Genomic DNA, 17509 nt, shown 5'->3' with positions numbered 1-17509 from the left:
CTCTCTTACTCTTCGTCGTCTGGATTCTCTCTCTTCTTGGCAAGGTTCGCCTGAACACGCTTGTACAGTGCCTCTGCCGCATTGTATCCCATCTTCTTCTGTCTGTGGTTGACAGCGGCAGCCTCAACGATGATCGCCAGGTTACGTCCCGGACGGATCGGAAGAGAATGGCATACAACCTTGTTTCCAAGATACTCTGTATATTCCTCATGAAGTCCCAGACGGTCGTATTCCTTATCTCTGTCCCACTCCTCAAGCTTGATAACAAGATCGATCGACTGGGTATCCTTAACACTCTCGACACCGAACAGTGTTTTTACATCGATGATACCGATGCCTCGAAGTTCGATAAAATGACGTGTGATATCCGGTGCAGAACCTACCAGTGTCACATCACTGACCTTACGGATCTCGACAACATCATCACTGACAAGACGATGGCCTCGCTTGATCAGCTCCAGAGCAGCCTCGCTCTTACCGATACCGCTCTCACCTGTGATCAGAATTCCCTCGCCATAAACATCCACCAGTACACCATGAATGGAAATACACGGTGCAAGCTGTACACCAAGCCAGCGGATGATCTCTGCCATGAAGCTGGAAGTTGTTCTTTCTGTCACGAATGTCGGAACATTATATTTAACAGCCAGATCGATCATGTCCTGAGACGGACGGGTCATGGTACTGAAAATAACACATGGAATCTTGCTGGAGATAAAACGCTCATATTTAAAACGTCTCTCTTCTTCATTGAGCTGCATCAGATACGTATACTCTACATATCCAATGATCTGTACACGCTCATTCGCAAAATGCTCCAGATATCCGGTAAGCTGAAGCGCAGGTCTGTTGATCTCCGCAGTCTTGATCACGATGCCTGACAGGTCGATTTCCGGAGTCAGATTGTTAAGCTCCAGTTCCTGTACCATCTTTGTCAACTGTACACCCTTCATACTTTTTTCTCCTTTTCGCTGAAAGTTTGCATTCTCACCGCCGTTTTATCAGTACATGGCGGTTACTTGATATCCGCTGTACCAGAGCGTGAGACATCTTATCCTTAATTATACACAATCACGGTTGAAACTGCAATGCAGCATCAGGATTTATGAAAAAATTCATAGACCTGACGGGCGCTTCCCGCGTTCATGCTCTCTGTCTGTGCAAGTTCTTCTTCCGAAGCATCACGGATGTTTTCCACAGATTTGAATTTACGGAGAAGTGCTTTCCTCCTGGTGTCACCGATTCCGGGAATATCATCCAGAATGGAATGGACCTGTTCCTTACTTCTGAGAGAACGATGGTACTCAATGGCAAAGCGGTGTGCTTCATCCTGTATCCTGGTGATCAGACGGAAACCTTCACTGGATGTATCAATGGGAATTTCCACATTATTAAAATACAGACCTCTGGTCCTGTGATGATCATCCTTCACCATACCGCAGACCGGAATACGGATTCCCAGATCATTCAGCACTTTCAATGCAATATTCACCTGACCTCTTCCACCATCCATCAATATCAGATCCGGCAGTCTTGCAAAACTGTCAAATTCTCCGTTACTCTCATGGGTAAATCTTCGGGTTAATACCTCTTCCATACTGGCATAATCGTTCGGTCCCTGCACCCATTTGATCTTGAACTTGCGGTAATCACTGCGCTTCGGACGGCCTTTTTCGTAAACGACCATGGAACCTACTGACTCAAAACCACTGATGTTGGAAATATCGTAAGCTTCCATCCGCACCACATTTTTCAGGCCCAGCCATTCCTCCACTTCGTGAACAGCACCGATCGTACGGCCTTCTTCTCTTTTAATCCTCTCTCTGTCCTTTGAGAGAACCATACGGGCATTTTCCAGCGCAAGCTCCACCAGTTTTTCCTTGGTACCTTTCTTTGGAACACGGATATGCACTTTCTGCTTCCGCCTTGTTGTCAGCCACTCTTCGATAATTTCCGCATCCTCGATCTCACTCTGAATCATGATCTCAGAGGGGATAAACGGAGTACCTGCGTAAAACTGTTTCAGGAAACTGGAAAGAACCTGAGATTTTGTATCACCTTTTGCCACCCGGAGATAAAAATGATCCCTGCCGATCAGCTTGCCATCCCGGATAAAAAACACCTGCACAACGGCATCCTGGTCACGGAGGTCTTTGCTCTCATCCATGGCCACTGCAATGATGTCACGGTCCTCCTGTCCGTAGCCCGTGATCTTCTGGCGTTCCCCGATCTTTTCGATACTGCGGATCAGGTCACGGTATTCCATGGCATCCTCATAGCGCATTTCCTCTGAAGCTTTCTGCATTTTTTCCATCAGTTCACTGATCGTATCCTGAAAATCTCCGTTCAGAAATTTGATCACTTTATTGATGTTTTTCCTGTATTCTTCCTGACTGATATAGCCCTGACAGGGTGCCTTGCACTGCTTCATATGATAGTACAGGCAGGGGCGGTCCTTTCCCGTATCTCTTGGAAGATTACGATTGCAGGAACGTACCTGATACAGTTTCCGCACCAGCTCGATCACATCTTTTACCGCCCCGCCGCTGGTATAAGGTCCAAAATATCTGGCCTTATCTTTTTTCATTCTTCTGGCAAAAAGTACTCTCGGGTATGGTTCATTGACAGTCACCTTGATAAATGGATAACTCTTATCATCCTTGAGCATAGTATTATATTTGGGACGGTGCTCTTTGATCAGATTACACTCCAGCACAAGAGCTTCCAGCTCAGAGTCCGTAATAATGTACTCAAACCTGGTTATGTGCGTAACCATTCTTTCAATCTTCGCCCCTTTGTTACGGCTGCTCTGGAAATACTGGCGCACACGGTTTTTCAGGCTGATAGCTTTTCCCACATAGATGATCTCATCTTTCTCACCATGCATGATGTAAACTCCCGGTTTTGCCGGAAGTTTTTTTAATTCTTCCTCGATTATGAACATAATTATTCTCCTGTTTTACCATTACGGTAATAAGAAAACCGGGATTTCTCCCGGTTTTCCGATGATCTGTTTTATGCCTGTGATCCCGGCTTTTCTTCTGTTTCTGTATGATCGGTATCTGTCGCCTGAACAGTTTCTTCTGTTTTCTCCGGTGTCTGTGGAACCTCTGTCAGGTTCTGCCCTGACATCTCAGGTCTGAGCTTGGCTGCTTCTGTTTCCACTGTTGTGACATCTTCCGCATTTTTCACAGTGTCCTGTTTATTGGACACTTCTTTTTCATCTTCGGAAAGGACCAGATCATCCAGATTCTCCGGGATGTCCATTCCCTGCTGCACCGCACGGAGGATCTTCATAAATTCCTTGCCGGTGATGGTTTCCTTACGAATGAGATATTCTGCGATCTTATCCATCTCTTTTCTGTGGCTTCCAAGAATCCTCTTGGCCTCCTCATAAGAATGATGGAGAAGTTTCATAACTTCATGGTCGATCTCTGTTGCGGTATCATCGCCACAGTTTAAGACTGCTCTTCCGCTTAAGTACTGATCTTCCTGTGTTGCCAGTCCCATCAGTCCGAATTTCTCAGACATACCGTACTGTGTGATCATGGCTCTGGCCACCTTGGTAGCCTGCTCAATATCATTGGCAGCACCCGTGGTAACTGTATCAAATACGATCTCCTCTGCGGCACGTCCGCCAAGATAGCCTACCAGCATAGCTTCCAGCTCTTTCTTGGTATTGAGATATTTTTCTTCCTCAGGTACCTGCATAACGTAACCAAGTGCTCCCATGGTGCGGGGTACAATGGTGATCTTCTGTACAGGCTCCGCATCTTTCTGAAGAGCATTTACCAGCGCATGGCCGACCTCGTGATAAGATACGATCCTGCGTTCCTGCTTGCTTAAGATACGGTCTTTCTTCTCTTTACCAACAAGAACTACCTCTACGGACTCCTCCAGATCTTTCTGGCAGACTGCCTTACGTCCCTTCTTGACCGCAAGGATCGCAGCTTCATTGATCATATTGGCAAGATCCGAACCTACCGCACCGGAAGTTGCAAGGGCAATTGCCTCAAAGTCAACTGTCTCATCCAGAAGCACATTCTTGGCATGTACCTTCAGGATATCCACACGCCCCTTAAGATCCGGCCTGTCAACGATCACACGTCTGTCAAAACGTCCCGGGCGGAGAAGCGCCGGATCAAGAACTTCCGGTCTGTTGGTAGCAGCAAGGATCAGAAGACCCTTGGAAGTGTCAAAACCGTCCATCTCCGCAAGGAGCTGGTTCAGTGTCTGCTCACGCTCGTCATTTCCGCCGCCATAGCGGGAATCACGGCTCTTACCGATGGCATCGATCTCATCAATAAATACGATACACGGTGCATTCTTCTTGGCTTCCTCAAAAAGGTCACGGACACGGGATGCCCCCACACCTACAAACATCTCCACAAACTCCGATCCGGAAAGGGAGAAGAACGGCACCTGTGCCTCACCGGCAACTGCCTTTGCAAGCAGTGTCTTACCGGTTCCTGGAGGGCCTACAAGAAGGGCTCCTTTCGGCAGTTTGGCTCCGATGGCTGTGTATTTTCCGGGGTTATGAAGGAAATCCACAACTTCCTGCAGAGATTCCTTGGCTTCATCCTGACCGGCCACATCCTTAAAGGTAACTCCCGTCTCTTTCTGCACATAAGCCTTGGCTTTACTCTTGCCAACGCCCATACCCATGATCCCGCCGCCTTTATTCATGCGCCGCATGGAGAACATCAGAAGACCAAAAAGAAGCAGTGTCGGAAGAACTACGCTTAAGATCATCGCAATGAACTCGCCAAACGCATCCGGCGGATCTGTCTCAAACTTGATTCCCCTGCCTTCCAGCCGCTTAGTCAGCGCTGTGCTGTCCTCAGTCTTCGTCGTGTAATAGCTCATATCCTCGTACTTGGAATTCTGCTTCTTGGGTACGATCGTCAATGTATTGGACTGGATCGTTACTTCCTTAACCTGGTCCTTATCCACCATATCGATAAATTTATCATAGGAGATCTCACTGCTGTTATCCTTCAGCATGTTGGTAAACAACGCAAAACACACCAGTGTGACCAGGAGGCATATCAGAAAAGCCAGAATCGACTGATGATTCTTACCTGACCCCTGCCTGGGATCTTTGTTATCAGGTCGCTTCCCGTCCTGATCATTATTCAGTTGATTATTCATTTTTTTCCTCCTCTTGTCATTTCTTTATTATAAAGAGAAAAACCGTATAAATCAACCGTGAGATTGTAAAAATACCTGTAAAAAACACCTCATGGGATATTGCCAGTGAACATTAAATTGTAGTATACTGTTCCCAGTGATTTGGAAAATTAAAGAGGAGAGGAAATCAGACAAATGAAAATAGGTTTTGATAATGACAAATATCTGAAAATGCAGTCAGAACATATCCGTGAAAGGATCGGTCAGTTCGGCAACAAACTTTATCTTGAATTCGGCGGCAAACTGTTTGACGACTACCATGCATCCCGTGTTCTTCCGGGTTTTGAACCGGACAGCAAACTCCGCATGCTGATGCAGCTTTCTGATCAGGCGGAGATCGTTATTGTTATCAGTGCCAATGACATTGACAAGAATAAAGTGCGCGGCGACCTTGGCATTACCTATGACGAAGACGTGCTCCGTCTTATGGATGAGTTTACAAGCCGTGGCCTGTATGTAGGAAGTGTATGCATCACGCAGTACTCCGGCCAGGAAAGTGCCGATCTCTTCAAGAAACGTCTGGAGAAGCTGGGAATCCGTGTTTACAAGCTTTACCTGATCCCGGGATATCCAAGCAATACCTCCTTTATTGTAAGTGATGAAGGCTACGGAAAGAATGATTATATCGAAACTACCAGACCTCTCGTTGTCATCACAGCACCAGGACCTGGAAGCGGAAAGATGGCAACCTGCCTTTCTCAGCTCTATCATGAATATAAACGTGGCGTAAAAGCCGGCTATGCAAAATTCGAGACCTTCCCGATCTGGAACCTCCCGCTGAAACATCCGGTAAACCTTGCTTATGAAGCTGCCACTGCAGATCTGAATGATGTCAACATGATCGATCCGTTCCATCTGGAAGCTTACGGCAAGACTACTGTTAACTATAACCGTGATGTAGAGGTTTTCCCTGTTGTACAGGCTATGTTTGAGAAGATCATGGGCAGCTGCCCGTACAAATCTCCGACAGATATGGGTGTTAACATGGCAGGCAACTGTATCATTGATGATGAAGTATGCCAGGAAGCTTCCCGTCAGGAGATCATCCGCCGCTATTACAAGAGCATGGACGCTCTGGTTTCCGGTTCCGGTACAGAGAATGAAGTACGCAAGATCGAACTGCTCCTTCAGCAGGCTCACGCAGAGATCACAGACCGAAAGGTTGTACCTGCTGCCCTCGAAAAAGAGAAAGAAACCAATGGCCCTGCTGCAGCAATGGAACTTCCGGACGGCAGAATCGTATGTGGAAAAACTTCCGATCTTCTCGGTGCATCTGCAGCTCTCCTTCTGAATGCCCTGAAAGAACTGGCTGGAGTTGACCATGAGCAGCATGTGATCTCTCCTGATGCCATCCATCCGATCCAGCAGCTGAAGACCAAATATCTCGGAAGCAAAAACCCACGTCTTCACATTGATGAGATCCTGATCGCCCTGTCCATGAGTGCCGCAACCAGTGATGCCGCACGCCTTGCCCTGGAGCAGATCCCGAATCTCCGTGGCTGCCAGGCCCATACTTCCGTAATGCTCTCTGATGTGGATGTGATCAGCTTCCGTAAACTTGGCATTGAGCTTACCTGCGAAGCCAAGGCTGAACAGAAGAAAAAATATCAGAAAGACTGATCTTTGGATATCATCGATCTGACCAGATATACGTCAAAAGCTCCGACCGGGACGATACACATTATCCCGGTCAGAGCTTTTTTTATCTTCTTTCTTATCTTGTTTCTGCAGTTACTGTATTCGGATACTGCTTCCCATATTTTCTCCGTTACACTGTTTTGTGACAATGATCTTATTATCAATGCGTTCTTTCAGTTCGGAAACATGGGAAATAATTCCCACCAGACGTTTTCCGTCTGCAAGTCCTGCCAGCGCTTTCAGCGCCTGTTCCAGTGATTCTTCATCCAGAGAACCGAATCCCTCATCCACAAACATGGAGTCCAGCCGGATTCCCCCTGCTGATGCCTGGATCTCATCAGAAAGCCCCAGTGCAAGGGACAGAGAAGCCTGGAAAGATTCTCCACCGGACAATGTCTTTACACTTCGTTCTGTTCCGTTATAATGGTCGATAACATTCAGGTCAAGACCTGCTTTTTCTTTCTGGTTTTTACTCTGTTCCTGGCGTTTCAGCTCATACTGCCCGCTGCTCATCGTCATAAGACGGAGGTTGGCTCTGCGCAGGATCCGGTCAAAATATGCCATCTGGATATAAGTCTCCAGCTCGATCTTTGCCTTTCCGTTCAGTTTTCCGTTGGCTGTATCAGAAAGATTCCTGATCCATGCATATTCCTTTTCCGCTGTTGTCATTTCCTCCCGGCGCTTCTGCACTTTCTGAAAAACATCCTGGTTTCCTTTCTGAATGGAAAAGAGCTCTTTTCTTTCTTCTGCGAGATCTTTTTTCCGCTCAGAAGCCTGTGCGCGCTGTTCTCTGATCTCCGCTTCCGGAATTTCTCCGATCTCTTTTTGCTGCACTTCAAAAGTCTCTATGGAGGAAGCTATCCTTTCTTTTTCTGCCTGAAATCCCTGCAGTGTTTCTCGCACCTTTCTGCTGTTTTCCTTCAGGCTTCTGTACTCCTGCTGTCTTTCCCTGATCTCTTTTTCCAGATTTTCTTTACCGGCTTCCCAGGTGTCCTGGGTTATACTGTCCGTTTTACCGGACTGTTCTTCCACAACAAGACGTATCTCGTCTGCCATATTTTGCTGCTGTTTCTGATTCTCGGATGCTTTCATCCTCAGGCCGGCCTGCTCTCTGTCAAAGAAATTCTTTTTTTCAAGCAGCTCCTCTTTTTCCTTTTCAAGACGCTCCAGGGACTTTTCCACTGTTTTCTTTCTTTTTGTATTTTCCTGGGCTTTCCGGATTTCTTTTTCACTTTCCGCCAGAAGATCCTCGCACTGTTCCTGTGCCCTTTTTACCATAGAAGTCAGCTGTTTCCACACAGTCATAAAATCCTCTGTCTGTCCGTTCCCGCTTTTATTTTTCTTATGAAATTCCTGAAACTCTTCCAGAAACTCTTCTGCACTGGCTACGATCTGCCTCCAGGATGCATTGCTCTGTTCCTTTAAACTTCCTGCTTTCAGGCTTTGATCTACAGAATCCTTTTCCATTTTGTCCAGCTTACTTTTCTCGTTATCCAGTGTTTTCTGATCAACTGTCTGTTCTCTGGAAAGCATTCTGGGATTTGGATGACTCAGGGACCCACACACAGGACAGGGCACTTCATCCTTAAGCTCCCGGGCCAGAAGGCCTGCCTGCGCATCCAGAAAAATATGGAATATCTGCTGATAATATTCTCTCTGCTGCTGTGCATCTCTGCAAGCAGACTGATACTTTTTCTGCTGCTCTTTGGTTTTATCATAAAGGCCTTGAAATCTCCGGATCTCAGCGATAAGTCCGTTCAGTTCTTTCTTTCTCCGCGTCTGTTTTTCTTTTTCTGTGAGCGCTTTCTGCAAATCCAGCTCAGAATTTCCCAGCTGTTCCCGTTCCGTTTTCAGCTGTTCCATTTCTTTCTGCTGCTGTTCTTCCTGCCGGATGATCTTTTTCTGCTGTACCTTACAGTTTTCCAGCTGCCGTTCAATCTCTATTCGTTCTTTCTGCAGCTGCTCCAGCTCCTGGTATTTCTTCAGCTTTTCCTGTTTTTCCCGGATCAGAAGTCCCAGTTTCTCACATCTCTGATCTGCATCTTTATATTTTTCCGCCTCTTCCGATGCTTTCTTAAGTTCCGGAAGAAGTTTCTCAAGCTGTTCTCGGGCAAGCTTTCTTTTTTGTTCCAGGCCTCGTTTCTGTGCGGAAAGATTCAGCATTTTTTCCATTGTCAGGATTTCCCGGTCCACTTCCTCTTCCTGTTTCCGAAGTTCATTTTCCCGGCGTTCTCCTCTGTCAATAAACAGCTTCAGGAGCTCAAGACTCCGTTCCAGCTTTCCTTCAAATTTCGATTTCCTGAGCCTTAAAAATTCCTCCGCTTCTGTTCCTGCATCCGTCTGAAACCTCACTCCATCCAGATACTGTGCGATACTCCGGCGCATTTCATCGTAATCTTTATATCGGGAAATAGCCGCATCCCGGAGTCTCATCTGGATCTGCTGGTAAAGCCCTGTGTGAAAAATCTGCCGGAAGATCTCGCCACGCTGTACCGTTCCTGCCAGCAATAATTTCTGAAAATCCCCCTGAGCGATCATCGCTATCTGTGTGAACTGGTCGTAACTCAGTCCCAGAAGCTGCTCCACCGCCGCAGTCACATCTTTTGCTTTTGTCACTGGCTGACGTTCATCCGGATAAATAAGCTGTGCTTCTGCTTTTCGTAAAGTCAGTCCTGTGCCTCTTTTTTTCGGAGCCATATATTCCGGACTCCGACGCACCTGATAAGTTTTTCCCTGGTAGGAAAAAACAAGTTCCACAAATGTTTCTGCGGAATCTTTTGCATACTTGCTGCGGAACATGGCAGATTCCCGTACTTCTCCACTGGCTCTTCCGTACAGTGCAAAGGTGATCGCATCAAAGATCGTGGTTTTTCCTGCCCCGGTGTCCCCGGTGATCAGATAAAGTCCGCCTTCTCCAAGTTTTGAAAAATCAATTTCTGTTTTATCTGCATAGGGCCCGAAGGCGCTGATAGTCAGTTTTTCCGGTCTCATTTTACACCTCCTGAAGCTTCCGTATCAGTTCTTCGGAAAACTTCCGCTGCTCTTCATTCATCGGCTGATTGTTCTGCAGCTCAAAAAATTCCTCGAAATATTCCATCTCTGATTTCTGTGTGGTTCTCTCTGTGCCGGCAATTTCCTGGTTCTCACGTGTACGGCGGTTATCATAATCCAGACGCATAAGGTTTGGATAAATGGTACGAAGTTTCTGCATTCCGTCCACGATATCTTCCTCATCTGTCAATGTGATCTGCACATAGTCATCCGTATTTGTGTCCTTATAATTGGACTGTGAAGTCAGCTCCATATAAGTACCTTTCAGTTTTCGCATATCACGCAGCGGCGTCAGAGGGATCTCACGTACATCAGGGCTTCCTTTTTCTCCAAGTTCCACAACCGTCACGGATTTCTGCTGGCCTGCCTCGGAAAACGAATATTTCAGCGGCGTCCCGCAGTATCGGATCTTCGGACTTCCCACATTCTGCGGACTGTGGATATGTCCCAGTGCTACATAGTCAAAATCCCGAAATACTTCTGCCTCGATCTGGTCGATTCCTCCCACAGAAATTTCCTCAGAATCACATTGCATTGCACCAACCACAAACTGATGGGCAAGCAGTACATTTCTCTGACTTCTGTCAATTTCCATATGCTTAACCGCTGCCAGCACCGCCTCCTGATAGGTGCGGATATCTTCCACGTCTTCTTCCCCTTCCAGTGCATGTCGGACCGTTGCAGGACGGATAAATGGCAGAAGATGAATCCACACTTCTCCATAACTGTCCTTTAAACAGTACTTTGCTGTTTTTCCATCGTATACCGGTGACATACATATTCCACTGTCACTCATAATATGAGATCCAAAAGCGATTCTCTCTGCACTGTCATGATTTCCACTGATAGCAAAAACGGGAATCTTTCGCTGCGCAAGTCTGGTAAGAAAACTATCAAAAAGCTGCACTGCCTCCGCAGATGGAACGGGTCTGTCATAAAGGTCCCCTGCAAGAAGGATCCCATCCGGTGATTCCTGATCAATGATCTTCAGGATTTCATTTAAGATATATTTCTGATCTTCCACCATGGAAAACTCATTTACCCGCTTTCCAAGATGAAGATCCGATAAATGGATCAGTTTCATAGACCACCTCCAGCTGTCACCCAGCCTCCAAACAACTCCGGTTCAAGATCAATATCGCAGGCAGCAAGAACATCTTTCAGCTGTATCGGACTGCTGACACCGGTTACCGGCACTGTCTGGAACGGCTGATGGAAAAAATATGCCAGGGACAAAGACTGCAGGCTGTCCCCTGTTTCTTTCTGAAGTTTTAACAATTTCTGATAGGTTCGAAGATTCGTTTCATTCCAGTAGGATTTCTTCATGCTTTCTGAAAGATCTGCAATCTGTGACTCTTTCTCCTGCATCCAGGATGCATCCACCTCTTCATCCGTATATGGAACTCCCATTTTCTGAAGTTTTGAGAAAAATCCCATTGCCGTGGATGAAAACGGAATGGAAGCCGCACCTGTCTCACAGTGCCACCTGTATTCCTCCCGGGAAAACTCCACAAGTGTAGGGTCCGGATTGGTATTTCCACCCGGATTGATTCCTGCCAGGCTCCACTGATTGGATACTGCCGTAACGCCGCTTTTTTTCCGTTCTTTCAGGCACTGTTCCAACGCTTTCAGTCTGTCTGTTCTGTAATTGGAAAATCCGAAATATCGGATTCTGCCTTCTTTCTGCATTTCTTCCAGGATATCCACGATCTCTTCCACCGGTTTTTCCGGATCATCTCTGTGAAGCCAGTAAAAATCGATCACCTCTGTTCCCAGAGTCCTTAAGCTCTCATCCAGATCTGCACGGATATCCTCCCGGTTCACTCTGCTACGGCCCGGATTTTCAAAAGAATAATGTGCGCCCTTGGTAGCTACGATCACTTTCCCCCTGGCTCCCCGCGCTTTCAGCCATCTGCCTATGATCTGCTCACTGCAGTTTCCGTGTCCTTCCAGCCACTTGCAGTATACATTGGCTGTATCAATAAAATTTCCACCTGCCCGTACAAAATCATCCAGGATTTCGAAACTTTTTTCCTGATCTGTTTTATCTCCAAATCCTGCTGTTCCGAGGCAGATGCGGCTGACATTCAGATCTGTATCATTCAGCTGTATATATTTCATTTCAGTAACCTCCCATATTCGTTATATCTGTTTCTATTATAACTTTTTCCCTGTGTCCGAACAGTATGTTTCCCGCATCTATGGACATTATAACATAAAAAATCCCCCGGCATATATATGCCGGAGGATATGATATCTGTTATCTTAACCGTATGATTTATTTGTAGAGTGGTCCGTAGTTCTTGCAAGCACGGAAGTCTGCACCCTCTTTATCCATACCGAATGCATTCCAAGCTGCCGGACGATAGATGTCTTTCTCAGGAACGTTGTGCATGGATACCGGGATTCTCAGCATAGAGCACATTGTGATCAGGTCAGCACCGATGTGTCCATAGGAGATTGCACCGTGGTTAGCACCCCAGTTGTTCATTACATCGTAAGCTGTCTTGAACGGTCCCTCTTTACCATCACATCTTGGAGCAAACCATGTACATGGCCATGTGTAGTCTGTACGTTTCCAAAGTTTGTCAGATACCTCTTCCGGAAGCTCTACTGTCCATCCCTCTGCGATCTGAAGAACCGGTCCAAGACCTTTTACAAGGTTCAGACGGATCATTGTTGCAGGCATCTGAGCACGTGTCTCATAACGGCTGGAGTATCCGCCTCCACGGAAGTATCCGTTGTCGGCCATACACCACTCTGTATGATCCATGATTGCTTTCTGGTCTTCTTCTGTAACATCCCACCACTGTTTCATAACTGGGTTGCCATCAGCATCTTTAGCCTGTCCGTTAGCATCCAGGCAAGCAGCACCGGAGTTGATCAGATGAAGGAATCCGCCAGCTTCTTTGGCAACACCCTCAAGGTCATATCCTGTTGCTTTCTTAACTGCCTCCGGGCTCCAGTATGTACGAACATCAGCGAAGATCTGTGCACGTCCTGTAAGGAGTTTCATGAACATCATTCCAAGTCCGTTAAGAACATCGTTCTCTGTAGCAAGTACGTACGGCTCACGAGCGCCCTCCCAGTCAAAGGAAGTGTTCAGCATAGCCTCTGCAAAGTCACCGTTTGGATAGAAGTCTGTCCACTGTCTCTGGCCCTGGAATCCAGCTGCAAGAGCATTGTGTCCGATTGCTTCCTCAGAGAATTTCGGATCAAGTTTGTCACAGCCGTTCATCAGCTCTTTGATGATAACTGCCATCTTAACAACAAACTCGAACTGCTCCTCTTTCTTCTCCGGTGAGAACTGAAGCTCTTCCGGGTTCTTGTCCCAGCCGATCTTGCAGGTCTCTTTTGCCCATTTGAGAGCTTTCTCAAACTCTTCGTGATCGTAGATACCCTCGGTCATACGACGGATGATCTCTACCTCATCAACAGACTCAACTCTCATTCCGAGATAGGACTCGATGAAATCAGAATCGATGATAGATCCGCCGATACCCATTGTTACAGAACCGATCTGCAGGTAGGATTTACCTCTCATGGATGCAGCTGCAACTGCTGCACGGCCGAATCTTAACAGTTTCTCTTTAACGTCTTCCGGAATGGATGTGTCGTCAGCTTCCTGAACGTCATGTCCGTAGATACCGAATGCCGGAAGGCCCTTCTGTGCATGTGTAGCAAGAACGGATGCCAGATATACAGCACCAGGTCTCTCTGTTCCGTTGAATCCCCATACAGCCTTGATTGTCTGTGGATCCATATCCATTGTCTCAGCTCCGTAGCACCAGCATGGTGTAACAGTAAGAGTGATATCTACACCCTCTTTACGGAATTTATCAGCACATGCAGCGCTCTCACCAACACGTCCGATAGTTGTATCAGCGATAACAACTTTTACAGGCTCACCGTTTGAATATTTCAGGTTCTCCTCGAAAAGTTTTGCTGCGGATTTCGCCATGTTCATGGTCTGGTCTTCCAGAGATCCTCTTACATCAAGAGCTCCTCTACGTCCGTCGATGGTTGGTCTGATACCGATAACCGGATAGCTGCCTACTAATCTGCTCTTTGCCATAGTAACAATTACCTCCTAGATTTATATTCACTATTATAACTTACATTTTTTCAGGTTCTGACAACTCCTGTCCGAACTATGTTTTTATTATACGATTGCATCTTGTAAATTACTTGTGTTATAATAGCAAAAAGCAGTACAATATTCACTTTTTTATATAAGTCCCTAAAAAATCTATAAAATTTATGAAAGAAGGGTTTTATTTTGCACGATCTTGGAAGAAATGAAGACAGGCTTCGGGGAACCTACGAATTTCCTTTTGAGTTTCACCATATTGACAGTACGCATCCCCGCTATGTCATGTCCTACCACTGGCATGTGGAATGTGAAATCATGCGGATACTCCAGGGCACACTTACCGTCACTTTAGACGAAAAAAGTTTTACAGCCAAAGCCGGAGATGTGATTTTTGTCAACAGCGGAGTTCTGCATTCCGGAATTCCTCATGATTGTATCTATCAGTGCATTGTTTTTGACATGAACATGTTTCTGAAATTTAATTCCGTCTGTACTGAATATATGCAGAAGATCAGCCACCAGGAACTTCTGATCTATCATCATTTTACTGAAAAACATCCGGACATTCAGAGATCGGTAAACTCTCTTTTTGATTCTTTCTGGCAGAAGAAACCAGGATACGAGCTGGTTGTGTTTGGACAATTTTACCACTTTTTCGGATTGGTTTTTGGTAATCATTACTACCTGGAAAGTCTGCGGAAAACCAGACGTGATTACAAACGTATCGTCCAGCTGAAGCAGGTGGTGGAATTTATCGAAAAGAACTATGCAAACCCTATTACCCTGCAGGAGCTTTCCGCTTCGGTCTCCATGTCTCCCAAGTATTTCTGCCGGTTCTTTTCCGAGATGACCCACCAGACCCCTATGGATTATCTCAACCGCCAGCGGATCGAACAGGCCTGCTGCCAGCTGGCCACCACCGATGACTCCATCACAGAGATCGCATACCGGAACGGGTTCAATGACCTGAGCTATTTTATCCGCACATTCAAAAAGTACAAGGGGATCACCCCCGGTAAATATAAGCGACGCTGAAATTATGACAAAAAGCAGGATCTCACACATATGGTGGATATCCTGCTTTTTCAGAAATTAAGCTGTTTTATTATTTCTGTGATTTCTCCTTTGCATCTGCTGTCTGTATGTAAACACAGCTTTTTCGGCCTGGCAAAGAACTGTCATGCCGGAACGGATTCCCGTTTCACAGACGGGCTATGTTCATGTCTTTTCTGAATACACGCTCCTCTTCTGTATGAGAAAAAGCCGGCAGGGCAGATTTTCTGCATGAAAAAAGCCGACGCAGATCGTGTAAGATCCTGATCACTGTTCACTCCATGACCAGCACAAGATTATGTCTTCATGAAAAGCGGATACGATCATCCACCTCACTGCTTGCTTCTGACCAACGGATATCTCATACGGTCGGTCCATCTACTCGAAGGGATTCCACGGCTGCATAGAACTCTGCTTGCGAAATGCCTGTACACCGCACCTGAACGTGCAGCAGAAAAAATGTCTCAGGAAAAAACAATCCGGCTGCTCCACGGCCGCCGGACGTTTCCTGCTTGTCTTATTCTAACAAATGCCTCTTTAAAATGCAAGAAATTTCAGAACATTTCGCTCTTCATTTTACGACGGCAAATGTCTCTTTCTTACAGATTTTGCACCGCATCGATAAACCTTTTTCCGTATTTTTCGTACTTGTGCCTGCCGACTCCTGTCACATTCAGCATTTCCTCCTCGCTTCCAGGTTTCAGAATGCACATATGGATGAGGGTTTTGTCGGAAAAGACCATATACGGAGGAATTTTTTCCTCTCTGGCGATCTCCAGACGAAGCGTGCGGAGTTTCTGGAAAAGTGGCTCATCCTCTTCAGACAGTTCACCAACCGCAGATTTGGGAAGCCTGCTCCGTTTATCTTTTTTCTTCGTTTCCTGCTCTTTCGGCATTTTCATTGTGAGGGTATGATCCTCCTCCAGAAGCGATTTCGAAGAAGCGGTGAGTTTCACAATGGTATATCCGTCATCGGTCAGATGCAGATATTCCCGCAGTACCAGATAATTAAGGATCTGACGCAGCCGGTGCGCCGGGATCTTTGCACAGGCTCCATACTCCGGATTTCCATCCATATCGTACTGCCGGATCTTGGCCGTGGATGCGCCACGCAGAGTATCCAGTATCACATTCACACCGTATCTCTGCCCGCTGCTTTCCACGCACCGGACCATGGCCCTGGCTTCCCGGGTCACATCCTGCTCCTCAAACTCAGTCTGGCAGTTCAAACAGTTTCCACAGTAACTTTTTCCGTATTCGCCAAAATATTTCAGGATATACTCACGCAGGCAGTCATGGGTAAAACAGTAAAAAGTCATCTGCTTCAGCCTCTCCTGATCCCGTTCCCGCACCAGACGCCAGGTTGCCGCATCCAGCTCCTGGTTATCCTGCCCTCTCTCAATGAGATACTGGTTGGTGACCACATCTTTCCCACTGTAGAGAAGAATACATTCTGCAGGATCTCCGTCACGGCCTGCACGTCCAGCTTCCTGATAATAGCCCTCCATGTTCTTTGGCATATTATAATGAATGACGTACCTAACATCAGACTTGTCGATTCCCATTCCAAATGCATTGGTAGCTACCATCACATGACAGCGGTCATAGATAAAATCATCCTGGTTGTTCCGGCGTTCCTCATCAGAGAGCCCTGCATGATATCTGGTGGCAGTGATACCGTCCCGGATCAGTTTTCCGCAGACCTCCTCCACCAGTTTTCTGGTCAGACAGTAGATGATCCCGCTGTCATCCGGATGCTCCAGTATGTAGTCGTGTACTTCCTTGTATTTATCTTTCGGCGTTTTTACCGCAAAGTACAGATTCTCCCTGTCGAATCCTGTCGTGGTGCAAAAAGGATCCCGAAGCCCCAGAAGCCTCGCGATATCTTCTCTTACCTCTTTGGTTGCCGTAGCTGTAAAGGCGCTGATCACCGGACGCTTTGGAAGCTGTGCCACAAACTCCGCGATCTTCAGATAACTTGGTCTGAAGTCCTGTCCCCACTGGGAAACACAGTGTGCCTCATCCACTGCGATCATGGAAATATCCGCACTCTGAGCAAAATCCAGAAATGCATCGGTGGTAAGCCGCTCAGGTGCCACATAGATAATAGGGTAACGTCCTGCTTTTGCGTAACGCAAAGCTGTAAAATACTGTCCCTGTGTCAGGGAGCTGTTTAGGTATGCCGCTGAAATTCCTGCCTGGTTCAGGCTCCGCACCTGATCTTTCATAAGTGAGATCAGCGGCGAGATCACCAGGGTGATTCCCTTCATCATCAGGGCCGGTACCTGATAACAGATCGATTTTCCTGCCCCGGTAGGCATTACCGCCAGGACATCTTTTTCTGCAAGAAGCGCATCGATCACCGCCTCCTGCCCTTCTCTGAAAGTATCATACCCGAAGTGGGTCTTTAAAATTTCCTGTTTCGTCATAGATCGACATGATCCTTTCTTCACAAAGCGGACAAAAGTATCCGCATTCACTGTG

The 17509-nt window shown here is 46.7% G+C and carries 10 protein-coding genes; 2 read left to right on the top strand and 8 right to left on the bottom strand.

The annotated features are described in order from the left end of the window. Positions 1-5: 5 nt before the first annotated feature. The 3 genes from hprK to ftsH form a co-directional block, all read right to left on the bottom strand. Entirely contained in the window at positions 6-953 is a 948-nt protein-coding gene (gene hprK / locus GPK81_RS01310; RefSeq protein ID WP_021651515.1) for an HPr(Ser) kinase/phosphatase, read from the bottom strand. 143 nt (positions 954-1096) lie between these two features. After that, positions 1097-2944 (bottom strand): excinuclease ABC subunit UvrC, encoded by a 1848-nt coding sequence (gene uvrC, locus GPK81_RS01305; protein WP_215706386.1) that lies wholly within the window; start codon positions 2942-2944, stop codon positions 1097-1099. A 71-nt stretch (positions 2945-3015) separates the two neighbouring features. Beyond that, entirely contained in the window at positions 3016-5151 is a 2136-nt protein-coding gene (gene ftsH, locus GPK81_RS01300) for an ATP-dependent zinc metalloprotease FtsH (RefSeq protein ID WP_118070761.1), read from the bottom strand. Between the two features lie 174 nt (positions 5152-5325). Between ftsH and GPK81_RS01295 the strand changes: the two genes are divergently transcribed. Next, complete coding sequence (locus GPK81_RS01295; RefSeq protein WP_118062677.1) at positions 5326-6810, top strand: DUF1846 domain-containing protein; 1485 nt, start codon at positions 5326-5328, stop codon at positions 6808-6810. Positions 6811-6921: 111 nt separating this feature from the next. On the opposite strand, the gene GPK81_RS01290 is transcribed toward GPK81_RS01295, so the two are convergent. The 4 genes from GPK81_RS01290 to GPK81_RS01275 form a co-directional block, all read right to left on the bottom strand. Further along, positions 6922-9819: an AAA family ATPase gene (locus tag GPK81_RS01290; RefSeq protein ID WP_215706385.1), complete on the bottom strand. Its 2898-nt coding sequence runs from the start codon at positions 9817-9819 to the stop codon at positions 6922-6924. A 1-nt stretch (position 9820) separates the two neighbouring features. Continuing rightward, on the bottom strand, positions 9821-10963 hold the full coding sequence (locus GPK81_RS01285) for an exonuclease SbcCD subunit D (protein ID WP_021977470.1): 1143 nt from the start codon (positions 10961-10963) through the stop codon (positions 9821-9823). Then, positions 10960-12000 (bottom strand): aldo/keto reductase, encoded by a 1041-nt coding sequence (locus tag GPK81_RS01280; protein ID WP_118062679.1) that lies wholly within the window; start codon positions 11998-12000, stop codon positions 10960-10962. Before GPK81_RS01280 ends, GPK81_RS01285 begins: the two co-directional genes overlap by 4 nt. 157 nt (positions 12001-12157) lie before the next feature. Then, a complete protein-coding gene (locus tag GPK81_RS01275) occupies positions 12158-13954 on the bottom strand; it encodes an L-fucose isomerase (protein WP_021977472.1) in 1797 nt (598 codons plus the stop codon). A gap of 204 nt (positions 13955-14158) precedes the next feature. On the opposite strand from GPK81_RS01275, the gene GPK81_RS01270 reads away from it, so the two are divergent. Then, positions 14159-15007 carry an AraC family transcriptional regulator gene (locus tag GPK81_RS01270; RefSeq protein ID WP_021977473.1) on the top strand — a complete coding sequence of 283 codons (849 nt, stop codon included), beginning with the start codon at positions 14159-14161 and terminating at the stop codon, positions 15005-15007. A 617-nt stretch (positions 15008-15624) separates the two neighbouring features. On the opposite strand, the gene recQ is transcribed toward GPK81_RS01270, so the two are convergent. Continuing rightward, a complete protein-coding gene (gene recQ, locus GPK81_RS01265) occupies positions 15625-17454 on the bottom strand; it encodes a DNA helicase RecQ (protein ID WP_021977475.1) in 1830 nt (609 codons plus the stop codon). Between the last annotated feature and the right edge of the window lie 55 nt (positions 17455-17509).

Origin of the sequence: Blautia sp. MCC283 (assembly GCF_018785565.1) — a bacterium.
Classification (GTDB): domain Bacteria; phylum Bacillota; class Clostridia; order Lachnospirales; family Lachnospiraceae; genus Blautia_A.
The sequence above is the reverse complement of the archived record's forward strand: the minus strand, read 5'-3'. Positions and strand labels throughout refer to the sequence as shown.

What these genes read in the sequence shown, in the direction of transcription:
- uvrC (WP_215706386.1), bottom strand. Translation starts at nt 2,944, where the DNA reads ATGTTCATAATCGAGGAAGAATTAAAAAAACTTCCGGCAAAACCGGGA.
- GPK81_RS01280 (WP_118062679.1), bottom strand. Translation starts at nt 12,000, where the DNA reads ATGAAATATATACAGCTGAATGATACAGATCTGAATGTCAGCCGCATC.
- GPK81_RS01275 (WP_021977472.1), bottom strand. Translation starts at nt 13,954, where the DNA reads ATGGCAAAGAGCAGATTAGTAGGCAGCTATCCGGTTATCGGTATCAGA.
- ftsH (WP_118070761.1), bottom strand. Translation starts at nt 5,151, where the DNA reads ATGAATAATCAACTGAATAATGATCAGGACGGGAAGCGACCTGATAAC.
- hprK (WP_021651515.1), bottom strand. Translation starts at nt 953, where the DNA reads ATGAAGGGTGTACAGTTGACAAAGATGGTACAGGAACTGGAGCTTAAC.
- GPK81_RS01295 (WP_118062677.1), top strand. Translation starts at nt 5,326, where the DNA reads ATGAAAATAGGTTTTGATAATGACAAATATCTGAAAATGCAGTCAGAA.
- recQ (WP_021977475.1), bottom strand. Translation starts at nt 17,454, where the DNA reads ATGACGAAACAGGAAATTTTAAAGACCCACTTCGGGTATGATACTTTC.
- GPK81_RS01290 (WP_215706385.1), bottom strand. Translation starts at nt 9,819, where the DNA reads ATGAGACCGGAAAAACTGACTATCAGCGCCTTCGGGCCCTATGCAGAT.
- GPK81_RS01285 (WP_021977470.1), bottom strand. Translation starts at nt 10,963, where the DNA reads ATGAAACTGATCCATTTATCGGATCTTCATCTTGGAAAGCGGGTAAAT.